Origin of the sequence: Rhizobium sp. Root491 (genome assembly GCF_001427205.1) — a bacterium.
Classification (GTDB): domain Bacteria; phylum Pseudomonadota; class Alphaproteobacteria; order Rhizobiales; family Rhizobiaceae; genus Agrobacterium; species Agrobacterium tumefaciens.
The window spans coordinates 430,673-449,577 of record NZ_LMFF01000012.1 but is presented as its reverse complement, the minus strand read 5'-3'; the positions used below and the strand labels follow the sequence as shown (position 1 = coordinate 449,577).

Here is an 18,905-nt window from a genome sequence, read left to right as displayed (position 1 = left end):
CCCCCGGGACATGCGCTCCCGCGTTTAACGCACTTCTCCGACGCCGTGCAGGATCATCGCCGCCGCACCGAAGGCCACGGGGTCTGTCGCAACCACATCCGGCAGCTGGATTTTCGGCTGTATCACCTTTGCGCCGTTGAACGGGTCCGAGCGTTCGTAATCCAGCCATTCCGCCAGCCGCTGTCGTACGATCCTTGGTAAGGTGCCACCAACAAAGATTGCCGTGGGCGCCAGAACGGCGCTGACAGCGAAGGCGAGGCGCGCAACCTCGGGTCCCGCCCGTTCCAGCCACGCCTCAAACACGGCGGAGTTGCGCAAGAGGTAATCCGTCCAGACCTCGGGTGCGCGCCCCGAGGGGTTTTCTCCCACATGCTCCACGCACCATGCCGCCAGGTCTTCGAAGGAGGGCCGCGAAGTGCTGCGGCCGCGCAAGGCGCCGATCTCGCCGGCATTGCCGAGATAACCGCGATAAAGCTCATTTTTGATAATGATGCCGCCGCCGATCCCCTCGGACAGATAGAGATAAGCGAAATTTTCGTGTCCGTCCGCATTGCCAAGCGTCAGTTCACCCATGGCTGCGGCATTCGCATCATTTTCTATGATCACCGGACAACGCAGCGCCTCGCGCAGCATGGCGGAAAGGTCAGACCCGGCCCAGGAAATAACCTCTTCGGCAAGATCGAGCGACATGGCTTCCTTGCGAAAGCGGGTCGGCATGGCAATGGCCGCGCCGATCAGTTGGCCCCTGTTGATCGCATTTTTCGTAAGTAGTTCTTCGGATCCATCCTGAAGCGCCCGTTGGACATCGGAAAACGCGTCATAGGAGCCGCGCATCTGCAATTCTCCAACGATCTCTCCGCCGAAATTCAACAGCGTCAACATCACCGAATAACGGTTGGCGTGTGCACCAAGGGCGTAACCGACAGTTTTTTTGAGCGTGAGGTCGATATGGGGCGCGCCACGGCCTTCCTGCCGGCGTGCACCTTCCTCGATGATACCGCGCTCAAGCAGATTGCGCGTCATCATGCTCACGGCAGCCGGCGTTATGCTGCAATAGTCGGCAAGCTCGACCCGCGAGGCCGAACCCTTGCGCCTGATATATCCCAGAAGCGCACCCTGTGTTGCGCCAATGCCTGCCAGCCCGCCCTGCCGTCTCTCAGTCAAAGTTTCACTCTCCCGCGCTTTACCTAGGGAAATGTCATGAAGCTGTTAATTAAGCAACTTAATTAAATAATCAGTTTCAACGGGAATGGATCACATGTTCAAGTCTCTCACCCTGATGGCCACGGTTGCCCTCGGCGCGCTTTTGCCGGCTGTCGCCTTTGCCGAAGACATCAACATCAAGCTCTGGACGCTCGCCGACAAGAATGCGCCCGGTCGCGTCACCAACATCGAAGCCGCCGCCGGCATCATGAACGCGCAGTTCAAGGCAGCAGGCGTCGACAAACGCGTCGTCATCGACATCAACAACAGCGCCGTGCAGGGCTGGGACTCCTTCGCGCTCGATACCCTGAAGGCGTTTTCGGTGGGGCAGGGGCCGGATATCTACATCCTGCCGCATGAATGGATCGGCCAGTTCGCGCAGGACGGCTATGCCATGCCGATGGAAGACAAGATCGCCGCTGCTCCCTGGGTCTATGGCGATATCCTGCCGGTTCTGTGGAATTCGGCCAAGGCGACGGACGGAAAGATTTACGGCATTCCGCAGGACGCGGAAATCCGCATGTTCTTCTACAACAAGGACATGCTGCGCAAGATCGGCAAGGACGAAGCCTTCATCGAAGGTCTGCCGGCCAAGGTCGACGCTGGCGAATTCACGCTCGACGATCTGACGGCCCTGTCGAAGGAAGTGGTAGACGGCAAGGCCGCACAATACGGCATGCTGCACCGCCCGAATGTCGGTATCGACTATCTGATGGTGTTCCAGTCCTATGGCGTGAAGTTCATGGACGAAAAGACCGGCAAGCTGATGTTCCCCAAGGCCGAAATGGCCAAGGCGCTCGGCTGGTATGAGCGCAATGCCAAGGAAGGCGTGACGCCCGTCGACAATACCGCCATGAGCTGGGAGGCGATCCAGACGGCCTTCAAGCAGGAAAAGGCCTTCATCTTCCATCAGGGTGTCTGGGCGGTTGCCTGGCAGGTGGGGGACAAGAACGGCGCGACCTGGCCGACCGACGGCAAGGGATATTTCAACAAGATCGGCTGGATTTCCGCTCCGGCAGCCGAAAAAGGCGGCAAGCCGGCCAACCTGTCGCACCCGCTGCTCTACACCCTCAATCCAAAGAGTGCCAATGCCGATATCGCCGCCGATCTCGTGGCGCTTGCGACATTGCCCTATTTCAACAACGAACACGCGGTGACATCCTATCATACGGCCATCAGCAACGCCCAGACGGCCATGCCGAAATACCGCGATAACTGGGTACTCTCCGCTGCTTCGCCGATGATGAAATACGCGCAGTTCGTGCCCAACCACACCAAGTTCGGCAGCTACAACAAGGTGCTGTTCAGCGGTCTGCAAGCGGTTGAGACCGGCAAGATGACGGCCGCGCAGGCGGTCGATTTCATCGCCGACGAGCTTGAGCTGCAATTTGGCGCGGAGATCGAAATCCGCGACGCCGCAAGCAACTGAGTTTGCCCGAAACCATGCCGCCCGGTTCTACCGGGCGGCTTTTCCGCGTTCCCACCGGTATATCGTAATGTCTCAATTTCAGCTTCGGGCGCGCCGCCCGGCCCGGCCGATCTTTTATCTGGCTCCGGCTCTCGCCTTGCTTGGCCTGTTCTTTCTTGCCCCGATCGTCGTCAATCTGGTGATCGCCTTTACCGACATGGGCGCAAACCTGAGGGTCGGCAAATTCACGGTCGAGAATTTCCAGCGCATGTTTCAGCGCGACGTGCGCCTGCCGATGGTGTTGCTGACGACGCTGATCTATGTCGGCGCAACGCTGTTCATATTCAATATCGGGCTTGGCGCGCTTCTGGCCGTTACGACCACGGCGATACCGGACCGGCTAGGCAACTTCTTTCGCGGCCTCTGGCTGCTGCCGCGCATGAGCCCCGCCGTGCTTTACGGCGTGCTGTGGATATGGATCGCCGATCCGACGTCTTCCGGCCTGCTCAACCAGTTTCTTGGCGCGCTCGGCGCACCCGCTCTCAACCTGCGCAACGACTTTCCGCTGTTTCTGGTGGTGGTGGCGAACGGTGTCGTCGGCGCGTCTTTCGCCATGGTCATCCTCACATCGGCCATCCGCTCCATACCGTCGCATCTGGCCAATGCCGCGCGCGTCGATGGCGCCAGCGAATGGGGTGTGCTTCGCCATGTCGTTGCACCCGCGCTCTCGTCACCGATCCGTTTCATCACGCTCTATCAGGCGCTCTCACTGATGACGACCTATGAATATATCCTGCTCATCACCGGCGGTGGGCCTGTCTACGATTCCACGACCTATCCGCTTTATATCTACCGGCGCGCCTTTGAAAACGGTGCCTATGCCTATGGTGCTGCACTTGCGCTTGGCCTGATGGCGATAGGCGTTGCCATCACCCTCATTCAATGGCGCATCAGCAATATGCGCTCGACTTTTGCTCCCGCCAAAATCGAGGTGCTGTGATGACGCTCGCCCACACCCACTCGCCTGCCCACAGCAGGTGTGCCCTTGATCTGAAGCCGGACTGGACGCGTCTTGAAAGGCGCAGCCTTGCCCATCGCGCCGGTTTCGTTCCCGTCATTCTTGTGTTCCTGACGGTGGTTTCGGTGCCGGTTCTCCTGCCCTACCTGTGGCTGCTGGTGAAGTCGCTCACGACTTCCGACGACAATCTCAGCCGACTTGTGCTGTGGCGCAGCGGCGCAATCGCCGCTTTTGCCTATGGCGGGGCGATAGCAGTTGCGCTTCTTTCCGCGCGCCTGCGCAATCCCGCGCTGCTATGGCTGGCATTTGGTGCCGTGGTTGCGGCGCTCGTCTTCGTGCTGGTGCTGCCGCATCTGACTATCGACAACTACAGTTTCCTCTGGAGCCGCGATATCGAGAAAACCGGCACCACGCGCATGGCGCTGATGCCATCCGTCTGGACCGCCATGCGCAGTTCACTGCTGTTTGCCGCTTCCCAGACGCTGATCGTCGCGCTGGTCGCCACGCCGGCCGCCTATGCGCTGTCGCGCTTCACCTTTGCGGGGCGTGAAAATGTGCTACGCGGGCTTTTGCTGCTGCATGCCTTTCCGGCGCTCGCGCTCACCGTCGCGATCTTCGTGCAACTGCATTACATGGGCCTGCTCAACAATCTCTTCGGCGTCGTGCTGGTCATGAGTGCGCTTGAGCTGCCGTTTGCAATTTTTGTTCTCAAGGGCTTTTTCGACAACGTTCCCTGGGACATCGAAATGAGTGCCGTCACCGATGGCGCGACCCGCTTCCAAGCCTTTCGCATGGTGGTTCTGCCGCAGGTAAGAAGCGGGCTGATCGCGGTTGCCACCTTCACCTTTCTGCGTGGCTGGGAAGAATATGTTTTCGTCCAGACCCTGCTCATCGAAAAAAGCCAGATGACGATGAGCCTCTATCTCTTCTTCGTGGCACAGGACAGCGCCGGCGTGAATTACGGCATGATCGCTGCCGTAGGCATCATCTATCTGCTGCCTGTGCTGATCATTTACATCTTCACGCAGAAATACATCACCCAGATGAGTTTCGGCGGGATCAAAGGATAATCGCCATGGCCAGGATCACCCTCGACAATGTCACCAAAAGCTGGGGCGACACCCGCGTTCTGCAACCGATGACCCTCTCCATCGAAGACGGCGAATTCGTCGCCGTTCTCGGCCCGTCCGGATGCGGAAAGTCGACCACGCTTTTCCTGCTCGCCGGGCTCTACGCGCCGACCGCGGGTCAGATTTCTTTCGACGGCCACAACGTCAATCGCATCGATGCGCGCGACCGGAATGTCGGCATCGTCTTCCAGTCCTATGCACTTTATCCCAACCTGACGGTGCGGCAGAACATCGCCTTTCCGTTGCGTTTCAAGAATGTTCCGCGTGAGGAGGCAGCGCGGCGGGTGGAGGAGGCGGCAAGCCTCGTGCAGATCAGCGCGTTGCTCGACCGACGGCCCTCGCAGCTTTCCGGCGGCCAGCAGCAGCGTGTGGCGCTTGCCCGCGCGCTGGTCAAGGAACCGAACATCCTGCTACTGGACGAGCCGCTTTCCAATCTCGATGCGACCCTGCGCATCACCATGCGCGCCGAGCTGAAAAGCCTGCAGAAGCGCCTGAAGATCACCACGCTGATCGTCACCCATGACCAGATCGAGGCGATCACCATGGCGGACAGGATCATTTGCATGAACAACGGCGCCATTGCCCAGATCGGCACGCCCGATGATCTTTATCGCCGGCCCGACAATCTGTTCGTGGCCGGTTTCATCGGCACGCCGCCAATGAATCTCTTGAAAGGATGGGCGCAGGGCGGGCAGTTGCAGATCGGCGATGCCCTGCTCGACCTCAATGCCCGCTGTGACGGCGAAGTCACCTTTGGCCTGCGCCCGGAAGATATCGCCCTCGTCACATCGTCCGAGGCGCGGCTTGAGGGGCAGGTTACCACCGTCGAGCCCATGGGGCGTGAAGTATTCTACACGATCGATACGCCCGCAGGCATGATCCACGCGCTCGAATATGGCGAGACGATACGCCACGCGCCGGGAGATCGTGTCGGGATCAGCTGCAAATCGGCGCTGACGCTGGTGTTCGATGCCGCCGGTAACCGCATCGCCGGGCTGCATGCCGATCTTTCCCACCATTCGACTATTCCGGCGCGTGAACCGCAAGCCGTAAACTGACAGGAATTTCCATGCCTAAAATCGTCTCCCATCGCGGTGCCAACCATTTTGCGCCCGAAAACACCTTCGCCGCCGCCGACCTCGCCTTGCTGCAGGGAGCGGATTACATCGAGCTCGACGTGCGCGAGAGCGCGGACGGCGTGCTTTATGTCTTTCACGACGAAACGCTGGATCGTACCACCAATGGCACGGGTCCCATCGGCCACATGCTGTCGAGCGAGATCGATGCGTTGGATGCCGGCAGCTGGTTCGGCGAAAACTTCAAGGGTGCGGCTGTACCGCGGCTCGATGCCTATCTCAGCCATTTGCGCGGCCGCTGCGGCGTCTATGTCGAGCTGAAATATTGCGATCCCGTCAAGGTGGCGGCACTGGTACGAAGCCTCGGCATGGTGCGCGATACCTTCTTTTTCTCTTTCTCCGAAGAAATGCGCCGGGGCCTGGCCGCCGCCGCGCCGGAATTCCGCAAGATGATGACGCTCGATATCGCCAAGCCGCCTTCGCTGGCTGCGGCTGTTCACCATGCCTCGATCATCGAGATCACACCTGCGCAGATGCGCAAGCCCGGCCTTGTCGCGGCATGCCGCAAGGCGGGTCTGGAAATCATGGTTTATTATGGCGGCGATGATGCCAACCTTCATAATGAGATCGCATTGGCCGGGGTAGACTACGTCAATATCGACCGCCCGGACCTGTTCGATACGGCGCGCCGCGCCGTACGGCAGCCTGAACTCGCATGACCTTCCTTACCCCTGGAGATGATGACATGAGCAATCTTATTGGAACCGGCTTCAACGCCAGTTCGGACGACGGTGAACTGGCCACACTCGAAAGCGATCTGCGTGCGCTTGCCGAAATTGGCTGCGACACCGTTGAAATCGCCGCAACGAGCCTTGATCTGATCGCAGGCGGTCGCATCATCGAGGAGCGCGCTCAACGGTTCGTGGCGCTGGCCAAAGAATTCGACTTCCGCTACACGGTGCACGGTCTTGTTTCGTCCAATTTCATGGACCCGGTAACGTGCCGCTACCAGATAGATGCAGCCAAGGCGCTGGCCGTCCTGTGCGATCGCATCGGCGCGGGCATCCTCGTTCAGCATGGTGGTGCCCTGCGTGCCGACCAGATCGCCGAGCGGGCCGATGCCGATGCCCGTGAGCGGGAGGCGCTTTTCGAGCTGGCGGAATTCTGCAAGCCCTATGGCGTGCGGGTCGCGCTTGAGAATATCTTCTCCACCGAACCCGGCCAATATCGTCAGACGCCTGCCGAGGTGGCCCAGACCGTTAAGGCCATCGGCCATGATAACGTCGTGGCGCTGATCGACTTCAGCCACGCCTATCTCGAATCCACCTATCGCGGGCTCGATTTTCGCGAACAGCTTCGTGCCATGGCGCCGGTTGCCGGCCATCTGCATGTGCACGATTCCTTCGGCCGGCCGCAGGGCTTTTATCAGCCGTATTTCGACCAGGAAAATACCGCTCTCGGCATCGGCGATCTGCATATGCCGCTCGGCTGGGGAGATATCGACTGGCAGGGCATCTTCTCGGAGCTGACCTTCCTGCCGGATACCGTGCTGATGATGGAAATCGGCCGCCGCTACCGTGCCGAACAGCCCGCGAGTCTTGAAACGGCGCGTCATCTCATGTCGCTCTACACTGAGCGGATGCAGATCGCGGCTGAATGACTGAACTGAACAAGGCCCAGCCGACAGGCTGAGGTCTGAAGCGCCGGCAGTTCTGAACGCAACTGCCGGCGTTTTTCGTTACGCGGCCCAGTCGGAAAGCGAATAGGCTTTGATGTAATCGATCATCATTTGCGAACCGTCGCTGAAATCAACCGCCGACGGCGTTCCTGCCATGCCGCCGACAGCAAGATTGACGACCATATACATGGGGTCGTGCATGTCATCAGGCGTATCCGTCTGCGCCACGGCGACATCGTCGAAATACCAGGTAATATGCTCCGCATCCCACAACACGCCGTAGGTGTGAAACCCCTCCGTGCTCGGCACGCTGACATTGTTGATGACCGAACTCTGTTCTCCCGTTGCATTGGAGTGGGTGGACATGATCAGCGTATTGGGGTTTTGCCCACGCATCTCCACGACATCGAGTTCCGGCGGCCAGGATCCATCTTGCGGCAAAAGCCAGAAGGCCGGCCAAGCGCCCCGGTCGGTCGGCATGTCGGCGCGCATTTCGAAATAACCATAGGTCTGGCTGAACGACGAATAGGTGTTCAGCATACCCGAGGTATAATCATAGCCCTCAACCTCGTTGGCGATCGATTGCGGGGTTTCCGCGGCGGTGATGGTCAGGACACCGTTGTTGATGCTGAAGGGATTGACCTCTGATGTGCCGGCATAAGCGGGGTTGATGTACCATTGCGCCTCGCCATTCGTCGTCAGCGAGCTTCCCTTTTCCGGTGCCCACCAATATTTGGCATCCCAAGTCCCCTGATCGCCGCTGCGAAGTGAAAGTGCATCGAATTCGTCGGCAAAGGTCTGGGTGAGGGATGATCGGTCGAGGCTGAGCTCGAACTGGTCGGCCTGAAGATCGTCGATGGTCGTTCCGGCAAGAACGACGGCCTCGCCGTTGGCGAAGTTCAGCCGGAGATTATCGCCCTGTTGGGTGGCATTGCTGACGAGCTGCTCGAAGGATGTGATGCCGTAACCGTTAAGCCGGATTGTGTCGTTGGCGCTGAAATCCATGATGAGATCGGTACCGTTGCCGCTCGTAAAAACGAATGTATCCGCACCGCCACCGCCGATCAGCACGTCGTTACCGCCCCCGCCATCAATGGTCTGGCTGCCCGATCCGCCGGTTATGATGTTGTCCAGCTCATTTCCGAAGGCATAACGACCATCTCCGGTTACCCGCAGGTTTTCGAAATTGTCGGGCAAGGTATAACTCATCCAGGTGTCGATGGTGTCGATACCCTCCCCGGCATTTTCGACGGCGCGGTTAATGCTGGAATAGAGGTAATAAATATCGTCGCCCGTGCCGCCCGCCATTGTCACATTGACGGAACTGTCGCCCCACATGGAATCATTGCCGGCAGTGCCTGTCAGCAGCGGTCCGGAACCCGTGGCGGAAAAAAATCCGGTGGAATTGTCGCTGTAGTAGAGTGTGTCTCCAAGCGCATTCAATACTGTCCGGGCCATTGACCGTCTCCTGTCCGTTAGCGTTGGCTTTCTCACTCCTCTTGGGCAATACCCTAACAGGGCGAAAAGCCTCCTGTTAGAGCCAGAAATGAGGGGTACATGGGCGGTTTCTGTGGTGCACGCTATTGCAGCATTGCAATGGGCGGTGGCAGGATTGGACGGAAAGGGAGATGCTCAAAGCGGCATCTCATGGGAATGGAGTGCCAGAATTGAGTGTAGCCTTTACCAAGGAAGATAGTGCCGAAACCGCAGCCGAAACGGTTCTGCCGGACCGGGTGATTTCGCCTCATCCCAATCTGGTGACGGAGGCTGGGCTGAAAGCGCTGGAGCAGCAGCTGCAATTGGCGCGCGAAGCCTGCGAAACGGCCAATGCCGTCGAAGACGTCAATGAAAGACGTCGGCTTTCAGCCAATCCTCTGCGGGACATTCGGTATTTCGCGGAGCGCGTTCGCACCGCCCAGCTGATGCCGAGCCCTCCTGCTGATGGCACCGTTGCCTTCGGCAGCGTGGTAACATTCAGCCGTGATGACGGGAGGACGCAACGGTTTCGGATCGTAGGCGAGGATGAAGCCGATCCGGCCAATGGATCGATGTCTTATGTCTCCCCGGTCGCAGGATTGCTGATGGGAAAATCTGCCGGTGATGTTGTCAGCCTGGGTGGCAAAGAGATTGAAATCATCGAAGTGACCTAAAGCGCCCACTTGAAAACGGAACAAATTTTGGCAGCAAGGATGTGCGGTTTGGAGCGAGAGAACCTCGCCGTAATTTAGGCCGGCCGTGCCGTCGCCAAAGCGTCCTCTTCTGCCATTCCAGCCATCCGCATCATCGTATTTTTCAGAAAGAACCTGAAATCCAGATCAATGAAAGTATAGGCGAGTACGAGCCCCATATAGGCCATGAAAACGGGATTGAAATTCAGCTCTTCAAATTGATAGACGATAACGATTCCGATCGCCGAATAGGCGAAGAAACCGACTTTTCGTTTCCGGAGGATCGCGTAAACAAGCGCAAAGGCGCTGAGAAGGCCAAATCCTATGCCGGATGCATAGGCCGTGGCGAGAAAGCCATTATGCGGCGTTCCGATCCTCGATATTCTCGACAGTTCTTCGTATCGAGCGGTAAAACCAATGCCCAAAGGGTGATGGAGCATTACCTGAAAGCCGCCGGTTAGCGTGTCCCAGCGCTCCTGCGCATTGTTGCTGCTGTTGCTGTCCTCGAGAAACCGTTTTGAAAAGATCTGTTCCGCAAAATCGAAAGCGCCCAATGGCAAAATCGCTGCGATGACAAGGGCGGACAAGGCAAAACCAAAATAGGTGCTGAGCAGCATTTTGATGGAAAAATTTCTGATATAGAAATAAACCCCGATCGCAAGAACCGCAAATATTCCGGACCGGTTGAGAGTAAGTGTGAAGCTCGCCAGATAGACCAGCAAAAATACGGCAAACAGCGCGGGACGTTTTTGCCTTTCGGCAAGATAGGCGACTGCCGCACCCGCCAAGGCAAAGGCAGGTCCCGCCGTATTGCCCACCGGCCAGATACCTCCCGCTTTTTCGACACGCAAAAGCAACGGGCTCAATTCGCCTTTTGCCGCAGCTGCCAGCACGGCGGTTTCATCGAACATGAAAGAGAGGCCAAGGGAGGCGAGCTGGTCGTGAATGACGATGTCCAGAAAAAGCAGGATCGTCACCGCGATGAAGCCGGCGAAGATGCCCCAGCAGAACAGCTCGAGAAGGTTCTCCTTAAACAGCATATAGGCAAAAAACAGAAAATAGACCGCGTAAAAATATGCCATCGCGGTGGTGTAAAATTCACCTTCGCCACGTTCGTCGGCAAAGACAGCCGAAAGTGCAAAAAAAATGGTTAGCGGAACGAGATAAAGCAGGATGATCGACGGCGTCAGACAGCGAATGTAAAGCAGGGCAATAACGGGTAGCGTCATCAGGACAAGCATGTCGGTGATGTTGAGGAAGCGCAGGCCCAGATTGCTGGTCAGCACATTGCATTGAATGAAAAAGCCAATGGAAAAAACGAATATCGCCAGAAAGAGACCGGGCACCTGTATGGTTTTTGAAGGATAAAGAGGCATCGCCAAAACGAAACCCGGCAACGGGGATTGATGCGATGCCGCCATATTTGTGCTTCTGGTCATTCCCGGCCTGTATCCTTCACTGGCGGACCTTGGTGCGGCCCTGTGGGAGAGGACGTCATCACCATGAGGCGACAGGGTGATGACGATGAATAGTGGTCTTGATGACGTTGCCGCGCAAGACAATTTTCTATGGTTTTCAGTCGATCAGATTGCCTTTTGGCAGAGCGCCCTCAACGGCGATCACCCGCTGGATGTAGAGCGGTTCGTTGGAAACCGGTGCGCTCATGCCGAATGCCGGCATGATCCTCACATAGAAACCGTATCCGCTGGGGCTGATATCCGGGTCGATGGTGATCTCGTTGGCTATGGCCCACATCCAGCCGCTATTGTCGAGGGCATTCGCACCACCGAATTGCAGGGCGGAGCAGCTTATCGTCCGAACCGCGCCGCCGCTTTTCGTAATCAGTGTGACATAGGGCGCTCGCTGCCCCTCGCTATTTTTGTAAAGCACCGCGAAGGAGACGGTTCTGCCAATCATCGCGGCTGCCTCTGCATTCCGGAAATAACGAAACAGCGCGGCTGACTGGCTGCCGTTTGCACGCAGATCCAGGCTGTAAGCGAAGGCCGGAGAAAAGGTCACTGCGGCGGTTTTGCCGGCAGAGGCCGGCGCGGTGAGATTCCAACCCGCTGGAGCGGACCCGGTCCAATCGGTGAAATCGCCGTTGACGATAAGATTGGCGGCGGGAAGTTTTGGCCAACAAGGTGTCTGAAAGACGTTATCGGGCGCCGATCCCAGATAACAACTGAACAAGGTTCGGGCGATGAGCTGAGATCCGGCATCGTTCGGATGGACGTTGTCGCGGTAAAGCGCATGGTCCTTGCCTCTCGCTACAAATGGCGCGTGTGTATCCACCAGCGTGAGGCCCGGGTGCGCTCGGGCAAGGTCAAGGATCGCATTATAGACCTTGTCGTAACCGGTGCTATCGCGCCAGGGGTTCTGGGTGGTGATGAGTTGGGGGGCACCCGGCCATTGCCACTCCATCATGCCAAGCGGTCCGAGCAGGGCGGCTCGTCCGGAGCTTAGGATACCACCCGGTGTCTCGAAACTCTGCATATTATGCCCATGATGCGTGATGCACAGGTCGGGACGGGGAATCTTCAACGCCGCCGCGCGCTGGTCCGCGAGCATGTAACCGGCCATGCCGCCGGGCAGTGCCGCAAGATAGACCGTGAGCGTTGGCCCCATGCCTGCGCGCAGCGTAACCGAATCCGCATAGGCCTTTGGCCCGGTGGGGGCGTTTGTCTGCCATTCTGCCCAGCGGTGCAGCACAACCCTTGTGTCATGCAGATCGCCGAGCATCATGGCGAACTGCTGGAATGGTCCGGCATCGGCATAGGCGGTGCTGTCACCATTCACGAAGATCGTGGCATTCTGACCCGCAGTCAAACGCGCGCGCAAGGGTGAGAGCGCGTTCAGGGAAGGGACCATGGTGGGGATGTTTCGGGGGGTGATGCCGAGCGATACGCCGATCATGCCGGCACCTCTTCCGTTCCGGTCATATATATGCATATGTTGCGTTTGAGCGGTGTCATCATTCGTTCTCCTGGTCTGGCCCTAGGATAACTCCGCCGAAAGGCCGGGGGACAAAACGCAGGAAACGGGACGGCGAAAAGCAGTAAAATTATACGTCACGAATTTTTCTTCGATCTCTTTTAAAATATATAGATAGAATATTTTTCTTTTAATTTACGTATATCGGATTTTTATCCGCATAAAGGTTTGAATGTTATTTTTTCTAACCACAATCAAGCATTGTTGTTCTTATACTGAAATTGCCGGTGAAAATATCCCTGGCGTTGGCAAGTGCACTCGTCATTTTCACGGGCTGTCCATTCATGCCCGCAATTTAGGGCAATGGCAACTTGGGTGCTCTGGTACTTCACAGGTGATGTCATGACATCCGCTCTATTTGTCAGTCACACAGGAGAGAAGGGTGGCGCCGAGCTTTTTCTGACGGACCTCCTCAAGGCCGGACCGCATTCCTGGCGAGCGTGTTTTCTCAGTGGCGGTGGTGCTGCTGATGATCTGGCAGCGGCCGGGAGGCCTCCGGTCATGTTATCCGCTGGCGAAAAAATGCTGTCGATCCGCCGTGATTCATCGTTTGGCGCAATGCTGCGTGGCGCGGCCGATGTTGTCGCCGTCGCTTGGCAATTGAGCCAGCAGGCGAGACATTACGACGTAATCTGCGCCAATTCGCAGAAGGCGCTGTTCGTTTGCGCGCTTGCCGCGAAACTCAGCCGCCGCCCACTTGTCTGGGTTTTGCACGATATAGTCACCGATCCCGCATTCAGCTCCGCCAATCGCCATGCCTCGCTGGCATTCGCGCGCCTTTTCGCAAGGCTGGTGGCCGTCAATTCGCAGGAAACCGGCCGGGCTTTCGTTGAAGCCGGCGGGCAGGCAGAAAAGGTCCGCATCGTTTATAACGGCTTCGATCCCGCGAAGGCTGTGGCCCATGATCCCGGCAGAGCTGCGCGGTTGCGTACGGAATTGGGCCTTGGTCCTGAACCGCTTGTCGGATTGTTCGGCCGGCTGAGCGAATGGAAGGGGCAGCACGTCTTTCTGGACGCGATCGCGGCGATGGATGGCGTTCAGGCCGTCATCGTTGGCGGAGCGCTATTCGGGCAGGACGCCTATGAGACGCGCATCCGCGAGCAGGCATCCCGTCTCGGTCTGGATGGTCGTGTCCGCTTCCTCGGTTTCCGGTCGGATGTACCAGAGTTGATGGCATCGATGGATGCCGTTGCCCACACCTCTGTTGTCGCCGAACCGTTCGGGCGGGTGGTGGTGGAGGCCATGATGTGCGGGCGGCCAGTTGTCGCTACACGCGGTGGTGGGGTTACCGAAATCATTAGGGACGGCGAAACGGGTCTTCTGGTGCCGCCGGGCGACGCATCGGCGCTTGCGGCAGCACTAGGCTGCATCCTGTCGCAGCCAGCTCTGGCGGAAAGGCTGGCGCAGCAGGGCCGCGAGGATGTGAGCCGGCGTTTTTCGCTGGAGGAGACCTGCCGGTCTGTTTCCGCTTTGCTGTCGGAAGCAGTGTGAGGGGCCTCTTGGCGATCAATTCGGACAGAAAGTGCAGGCAAGCGGAAGGGTCAGGATGCGTATTCTCGTAAACATGCCGAGCCAGTATGGCGGCAAACCTTCCGGCGTCGCCCGCGTGACCTTCAGCCTGCTGGAGCGGCTGCTGGATCAGACGCGGGACGACTACATCCTGCGCTCTCCCTGGACGCGGGCACAGCTGCCCGAAAACCTGCGCGAAAGCCGCCTTCAGCTGATTGAGACGCCGCGGCCGCGTATCATGGTGTTTGATGTGCTGCGTCAGGCCATGACGCTACCGGCACTTTGCCGCAAGCTCGGCATCGATGTGCTGTTCAACGCCGATCCCTTCGGAAGTCCCAGCGGCGGCAAACGGCGCGTCACCCTGGTTCACGATCTTTATTTCAGGACCATTCCCGAACAGATCGGCTGGCGGGCGACGTTGACGACGGATTTGATCTTTCGACTGATGATGGCTGGTTCGAACCGGATCACCTGCGTATCGGAAGCGACGCGTAAGGATCTGGCGCAGTTTTATCCATCGGCTGCCGGGAAAAGCCTGACTATCCATTCTGACAGCACCCTGAATGTCGATCTAGCGAGTTTAAACGGCCCGCCGCCAGTTGCCGCGCCCTACATACTGGCGGTCGGAAACGCGACGTCGAATAAGAACTTTTCGCTTCTGGGCAAGGCTTTTGCCGTGATTGGCAAAGTTAGGCCGGATTTGCACGTCGTGCATGTTGGCCGCGACGATGCCGAGGAAATCGGCAGCGTACTAGATGATCCGGAGCTGAAGGCGCGACTGATCCGGCTTTCCGGCATAGACGACCATCAACTGGCAGACCTTTACCGCCACGCCGCCTGCCTTTGCGTGCCTTCCACATATGAAGGGTTCTGCCTGCCGGTGCTGGAGGCGCAGCAACTGGGGTGTCCGGTCGTCTGCTCCAACCGTTCCGCAACGCCGGAGATCGCCGGAAAGGGCGCACTCACCTTCGATCCCGCGGACTCTGACAGCCTTGTCGCGGCACTTGAGCGGCTTTTTCGGGCGCCGGATCTGGCAAGCGATCTTCGCCAGGCTGGTTATGAAAACCGCAAGCTGTATTCATGGCAGAAGGCGGCGGAAAGCTATGCGCAGATTTTCCATGAACAGACCTGACGTCTAGAAGTCATGTCCCCGGGGTGAAATCTTACGGCTCATGCCCTGATGCCGCTGCGCAGCTCCGAATACAGAGCTTCGTATGCCCCGATTACCCGTTCGGGCGCGACACCCTGCGAAATGCGCGCTTTGGTTTCCGGTGTTTCCGCGAGAATGGCGGGGTTGCGCATCGCGTCAGTCATGCGGGCGGCAAGCTCGGCGGCGCTGCCCGGCGTGAAAAGGCGTTCCGGCCGGTCCCGACCGATCTGTTCGGCGACACCGGCGAGATTGGCGCCGAGAACCGGCACACCGCGTAGAATAGCTTCAGCGACAGTGCGCCCGAAAGCCTCTGGCCAGAGTGGTGGAACGATCAGACAATCTATACCGGCGAAGAAACTATCGGCGTCCACGTAGCCAGGAAATTCGACCGGAAGGTTGGCGGTTTTTTGCTCGTAGGCTTCGATGCCGCCCGGCGCGCGACCCGCCATGACCAGTCGCCAGCCCTTCGGCGGCAGGAGCGGCAGCGACTCGATCAGGAGATCTGCACCCTTGGGCGCCTCGATGCGGCCCAGATAGCCGAAAACAAGCGGGTCCCCAGGCGCGCGTGGAATGCGCTGTGTCTGTGAAGCTGGCGGCGCGATGGCATTCCAGATGACCGTGCGGCGGCTTTCCGGTACATGGGTGAAAAAGCCGGCCTGCACATGGCGCTCGACAATATCGTGGCCGACACCGGCGACAGCGTCGACGGCGCATTGGCAACGCCGGTGCAGGTAAGAGAGGGCGCGGCATTTTTTGCTGGTGCCGTCGCAGATGTGCCCGTCGTGAAACAGAGAGCCGTTGGTGCACATGCTGGTGAAATCGTGCAGGGAATGGACGAGCGGAATGCCGCGCTTGCGGATCATCGGCCAGATCAGCGGTGTCAGCTCCGACAGCGAATGGGTGTTGACGACATCAGGCCGGAAATCATCGATGACGCGGGCAAGCCGGCGCACGAGACCCGGATCCAGCTGCACGGCGAACTTGTAGTATTTTCGCTTCCATCCGGGTTGCTCTTCCCAGTCCCCGATAAAAAACGGCGTGGTATGTCCGAGGCGGTAAACGGCGAAATCATCCCGCAGCTCCACGGCCTGTTGTTTGCGTGAGATCGCCGCCACCGCTACCGTGTGTCCATTCTCCGCCAGCCCGCGCGCTAGGTCTTCCACGAATATCTCCGCGCCGCCGACCCGGTCCGGAGAAAACAGCGACGTTATTTGCAATATCCGCATGCCCAAATTCTCGCGTCTTTGTGTGGTTTGTAATCGTTACAACTATTGCGCATCAGCGAAATGATGGCTGCTGCCCATCCGGACTGATCTGGGCCGGCATTGCGGGATCGGTTGGAGATAGTTCGCGCCGCCGCGAACGGTCCCGTCCAACCCCTGGTGGGTTCAGGCAAAGCGTGACGACGGGCGCAAGGAATACCGCGTAAGCCATTGCGAAGCCGGGGATCTGCATCGAAAAATCGAGTGTCGAATGCAATGCGACGAGCAGCAGCCCGGCAAGGCCGAGATGGGAGGCGTAACGGTAGTTTTTGCGTTTGCGCGCCCCGCGAATAAAAATGGCGAGTTGGACGAGCACGAAAAAAGCCGCATAAAATGGAAATGCGAGGCCGAGCGTCAGCAGTCCCTCGGCATAGACATTGTGGGCGTGGGTGACGATGGCGTCCACCCCGCATTGCGCCGCATGATAGGGCGCATAGGTTTCCGTAAAACTTGCAAGGCCGGTTCCCCAAGGCCAGCTGTCAGAAATGGCACGCGCGATGCCCGGCATGTAGCAGAAGCGCATGTCGTCTTCCAATCGCGTTTCCATGCGAAGCGCCACGCGATTGGCGAAGAGCAGGAACAGGCCAAGCGTAATGGCGAGCACGATCGCCGCGCGGCGCTTCGTGCCGCGCCGCTTGCGCCGCAGGGCAGCCGCGTTGCGGCCTGTTTTGATGGGTGAGTTGAAGACGGTCAGAAGAATGAGGAAACTCAGTGCCGCAAAGCTTGATGCGATGCCGGCGCGCGATCCGGTCAGCATCAGGGCGATGAAGCAAAAGGCAGTGAGCACGCCGATGAAGGCGGCCTTGCGGATGAGGCGTTTCTGGCCGACTGGAACGGTCAGGCGATTTGCCACCAGCGCCCTGACCATTCCCCAGTCTGGAGCCGTCAGCCGTTTGTGCAGCATCACGACGAGGGTCAGGAGAATGAGACCGAAGAAGGTGGCGGCGGTATTACGGTTGACGAAAAGGCCGGTCAGGCTGCCGAGATAGAAGCGCTTCTGAATGAAGCCGAGTGTTTCTGGAAAAAGCAGAAATTGCACGATTGACAACAGTGCCAGCCATCCGCCGGCAATTGCGAACCATCGCAGCGCTTTTGCCGCGCGCTCGTCGGTATCGAAAATGACGAGGCCGGCCATGAAGGCGCCGAAGGGCAGGGCGGCGCTTAACAGGCCGAGCCGATCATCCGCCGGGGTGAGCGAAACCGTGGCGTCGGGCGCGAGCTGCATAAACATGGCGGCGGTCGACCAGGCGGGATTGGGTGGAGCAATACCCGGCACAGATGATTGCAGCCACATCTGGATGATGAGTGCCCCCAGCAAAAGGCAGGTCGCCACAAGTGCCAAGCTTGAACCAGCCCGGGGCGGCCCGAACAACAGGATGGCGGGCACGAGCAACAAATAAATTGCAACGGTGACGACGATACGGCTCTCGATTTCGGTTGCGCCGCGATTGAGAAGCGCAAGCAGGAAGATAGCCCAGAAGATGACTATGGCGGCCGTCCGAAAATAGTCTGGAAACGCAACCGGTCGCGGTGGCGATGAGGATAGCGGTTCTGATTGGGCTTCGATGGACGACATTGGCTTTCGGCTTTGCAATAACTGTTGCTGCGACGATGTCTAAGGTAGAAGGACGAGGCGGGCCGCTATGTCACGGAAGCGGCACGGTACGTTTCATGCCGGCCTGCGGCTGCTGCGGACAGATCTTCCGCAGGGTCCAGCGCAGGATTTCCCCCTCCTTCCCGCAGACGACTGCCGTGTCCGCATTGCGGGCCGCATCGGCCTGAGGCAGTGTGTCTTTTGGAAATTGCTGCCACATCACGAAGCGCCCGCGTATCAGGTTGGCGTCTGCAGGCCCGTAAAGTTGGGAAAAATTCATCAGAACGGCGATTTCCATTGGCGAGGCGTTACGCAGCGAACGAACCATGGCAAGACGCAGCCACACATCGCCATTTGCAGGCAAACAGGAGAGCGCGTGACGAATATAGCTTTCGGCAAAGCCGAGACGCGCCGCACCGGCCTCCGACGTCGCATCTTGGCCATTTGCATCGAGATCTGCGAGAACGAGCCGTAACCCGGCCTTGACGATATCCGAACGGCAGATTTTCTCCGCAACGACGGGGTGCAGCCCATCGACCGTCTTCGCCAGAAGATCGTGCGCCAGGCCGCTTTTGTCGTCGGCAATTCTTGCCAAGGCGACGACATCGGAAAACCGCCGGGTTTCGGAAAACGCCTGTGCGGCGACGGATAAAACAAACACGGAAAGGATGAGAACCGGCACGACCGCGAAGAATTTACGCAGGCCCGCCATTCCGTC

Annotated in this window: 16 protein-coding genes; 9 read left to right on the top strand and 7 right to left on the bottom strand. The window is 58.6% G+C overall.

The genetic code is table 11. The features are described 5' to 3' along the window. Nucleotides 1-24: 24 nt before the first annotated feature. On the bottom strand, nt 25-1,164 hold the full coding sequence (locus tag ASD46_RS12965; protein ID WP_038494183.1) for an ROK family transcriptional regulator: 1,140 nt from the start codon (nt 1,162-1,164) through the stop codon (nt 25-27). Nucleotides 1,165-1,258: 94 nt separating this feature from the next. On the opposite strand from ASD46_RS12965, the gene ASD46_RS12960 reads away from it, so the two are divergent. From ASD46_RS12960 to ASD46_RS12935, 6 genes are all read left to right on the top strand, one after another. Beyond that, nucleotides 1,259-2,632, top strand: a complete 1,374-nt coding sequence (locus tag ASD46_RS12960) for an ABC transporter substrate-binding protein (RefSeq protein WP_003511284.1) — start codon at nt 1,259-1,261, stop codon at nt 2,630-2,632. Between the two features lie 67 nt (nt 2,633-2,699). Further along, nucleotides 2,700-3,611 (top strand): carbohydrate ABC transporter permease, encoded by a 912-nt coding sequence (locus ASD46_RS12955; protein WP_003511283.1) that lies wholly within the window; start codon nt 2,700-2,702, stop codon nt 3,609-3,611. Further along, nucleotides 3,611-4,699, top strand: a complete 1,089-nt coding sequence (locus ASD46_RS12950) for a carbohydrate ABC transporter permease (RefSeq protein ID WP_003511282.1) — start codon at nt 3,611-3,613, stop codon at nt 4,697-4,699. Before ASD46_RS12955 ends, ASD46_RS12950 begins: the two co-directional genes overlap by 1 nt. Before the next feature lie 5 nt (nt 4,700-4,704). Next, complete coding sequence (locus ASD46_RS12945; RefSeq protein WP_003511281.1) at nt 4,705-5,817, top strand: ABC transporter ATP-binding protein; 1,113 nt, start codon at nt 4,705-4,707, stop codon at nt 5,815-5,817. Between the two features lie 11 nt (nt 5,818-5,828). Continuing rightward, nucleotides 5,829-6,554, top strand: a complete 726-nt coding sequence (locus tag ASD46_RS12940) for a glycerophosphodiester phosphodiesterase family protein (RefSeq protein ID WP_060642375.1) — start codon at nt 5,829-5,831, stop codon at nt 6,552-6,554. A 26-nt stretch (nt 6,555-6,580) separates the two neighbouring features. Then, entirely contained in the window at nt 6,581-7,495 is a 915-nt protein-coding gene (locus ASD46_RS12935; RefSeq protein ID WP_003511278.1) for a TIM barrel protein, read from the top strand. Nucleotides 7,496-7,573: 78 nt separating this feature from the next. On the opposite strand, the gene ASD46_RS12930 is transcribed toward ASD46_RS12935, so the two are convergent. Then, nucleotides 7,574-8,971 carry a family 16 glycosylhydrolase gene (locus ASD46_RS12930; protein WP_013761754.1) on the bottom strand — a complete coding sequence of 466 codons (1,398 nt, stop codon included), beginning with the start codon at nt 8,969-8,971 and terminating at the stop codon, nt 7,574-7,576. Nucleotides 8,972-9,180: 209 nt separating this feature from the next. On the opposite strand from ASD46_RS12930, the gene greA reads away from it, so the two are divergent. After that, nucleotides 9,181-9,663 carry a transcription elongation factor GreA gene (gene greA / locus ASD46_RS12925; RefSeq protein WP_025595449.1) on the top strand — a complete coding sequence of 161 codons (483 nt, stop codon included), beginning with the start codon at nt 9,181-9,183 and terminating at the stop codon, nt 9,661-9,663. A gap of 74 nt (nt 9,664-9,737) precedes the next feature. Here greA and ASD46_RS27365 read toward each other — a convergent pair whose 3' ends face one another. Both ASD46_RS27365 and ASD46_RS12915 read right to left on the bottom strand, forming a co-directional pair. Continuing rightward, nucleotides 9,738-11,120 carry an O-antigen ligase family protein gene (locus tag ASD46_RS27365; RefSeq protein WP_025595451.1) on the bottom strand — a complete coding sequence of 461 codons (1,383 nt, stop codon included), beginning with the start codon at nt 11,118-11,120 and terminating at the stop codon, nt 9,738-9,740. A gap of 136 nt (nt 11,121-11,256) precedes the next feature. Beyond that, nucleotides 11,257-12,594 (bottom strand): SGNH/GDSL hydrolase family protein, encoded by a 1,338-nt coding sequence (locus ASD46_RS12915; RefSeq protein WP_013761751.1) that lies wholly within the window; start codon nt 12,592-12,594, stop codon nt 11,257-11,259. A gap of 420 nt (nt 12,595-13,014) precedes the next feature. Between ASD46_RS12915 and ASD46_RS12910 the strand changes: the two genes are divergently transcribed. Together ASD46_RS12910 and ASD46_RS12905 are read left to right on the top strand one after the other, a co-directional pair. Beyond that, the gene (locus ASD46_RS12910; protein WP_013761750.1) at nt 13,015-14,163 is read left to right on the top strand and encodes a glycosyltransferase family 4 protein; all 1,149 of its coding nucleotides are present in this window, start codon (nt 13,015-13,017) and stop codon (nt 14,161-14,163) included. 55 nt (nt 14,164-14,218) lie between these two features. Next, nucleotides 14,219-15,313 (top strand): glycosyltransferase family 4 protein, encoded by a 1,095-nt coding sequence (locus tag ASD46_RS12905; RefSeq protein WP_013761749.1) that lies wholly within the window; start codon nt 14,219-14,221, stop codon nt 15,311-15,313. 38 nt (nt 15,314-15,351) lie between these two features. Here the strand turns inward: ASD46_RS12905 and ASD46_RS12900 are convergent, their stop codons facing one another. The 3 genes from ASD46_RS12900 to ASD46_RS12890 form a co-directional block, all read right to left on the bottom strand. After that, nucleotides 15,352-16,557 carry a glycosyltransferase family 4 protein gene (locus ASD46_RS12900; protein WP_060642374.1) on the bottom strand — a complete coding sequence of 402 codons (1,206 nt, stop codon included), beginning with the start codon at nt 16,555-16,557 and terminating at the stop codon, nt 15,352-15,354. A gap of 52 nt (nt 16,558-16,609) precedes the next feature. Continuing rightward, nucleotides 16,610-18,169, bottom strand: a complete 1,560-nt coding sequence (locus ASD46_RS12895; protein ID WP_013761747.1) for an O-antigen ligase family protein — start codon at nt 18,167-18,169, stop codon at nt 16,610-16,612. A gap of 70 nt (nt 18,170-18,239) precedes the next feature. Continuing rightward, entirely contained in the window at nt 18,240-18,899 is a 660-nt protein-coding gene (locus ASD46_RS12890) for a hypothetical protein (protein ID WP_060642373.1), read from the bottom strand. Nucleotides 18,900-18,905 lie beyond the last annotated feature (6 nt).

What these genes read in the sequence shown, in the direction of transcription:
- ASD46_RS12960 (WP_003511284.1), top strand. Translation starts at nt 1,259, where the DNA reads ATGTTCAAGTCTCTCACCCTGATGGCCACGGTTGCCCTCGGCGCGCTT.
- ASD46_RS12955 (WP_003511283.1), top strand. Translation starts at nt 2,700, where the DNA reads ATGTCTCAATTTCAGCTTCGGGCGCGCCGCCCGGCCCGGCCGATCTTT.
- ASD46_RS12950 (WP_003511282.1), top strand. Translation starts at nt 3,611, where the DNA reads ATGACGCTCGCCCACACCCACTCGCCTGCCCACAGCAGGTGTGCCCTT.
- ASD46_RS12945 (WP_003511281.1), top strand. Translation starts at nt 4,705, where the DNA reads ATGGCCAGGATCACCCTCGACAATGTCACCAAAAGCTGGGGCGACACC.
- ASD46_RS12940 (WP_060642375.1), top strand. Translation starts at nt 5,829, where the DNA reads ATGCCTAAAATCGTCTCCCATCGCGGTGCCAACCATTTTGCGCCCGAA.
- ASD46_RS12935 (WP_003511278.1), top strand. Translation starts at nt 6,581, where the DNA reads ATGAGCAATCTTATTGGAACCGGCTTCAACGCCAGTTCGGACGACGGT.
- ASD46_RS12930 (WP_013761754.1), bottom strand. Translation starts at nt 8,971, where the DNA reads ATGGCCCGGACAGTATTGAATGCGCTTGGAGACACACTCTACTACAGC.
- ASD46_RS27365 (WP_025595451.1), bottom strand. Translation starts at nt 11,120, where the DNA reads ATGACCAGAAGCACAAATATGGCGGCATCGCATCAATCCCCGTTGCCG.
- ASD46_RS12915 (WP_013761751.1), bottom strand. Translation starts at nt 12,594, where the DNA reads ATGATCGGCGTATCGCTCGGCATCACCCCCCGAAACATCCCCACCATG.
- ASD46_RS12910 (WP_013761750.1), top strand. Translation starts at nt 13,015, where the DNA reads ATGACATCCGCTCTATTTGTCAGTCACACAGGAGAGAAGGGTGGCGCC.
- ASD46_RS12905 (WP_013761749.1), top strand. Translation starts at nt 14,219, where the DNA reads ATGCGTATTCTCGTAAACATGCCGAGCCAGTATGGCGGCAAACCTTCC.
- ASD46_RS12900 (WP_060642374.1), bottom strand. Translation starts at nt 16,557, where the DNA reads ATGCGGATATTGCAAATAACGTCGCTGTTTTCTCCGGACCGGGTCGGC.
- ASD46_RS12895 (WP_013761747.1), bottom strand. Translation starts at nt 18,169, where the DNA reads ATGTCGTCCATCGAAGCCCAATCAGAACCGCTATCCTCATCGCCACCG.
- ASD46_RS12890 (WP_060642373.1), bottom strand. Translation starts at nt 18,899, where the DNA reads ATGGCGGGCCTGCGTAAATTCTTCGCGGTCGTGCCGGTTCTCATCCTT.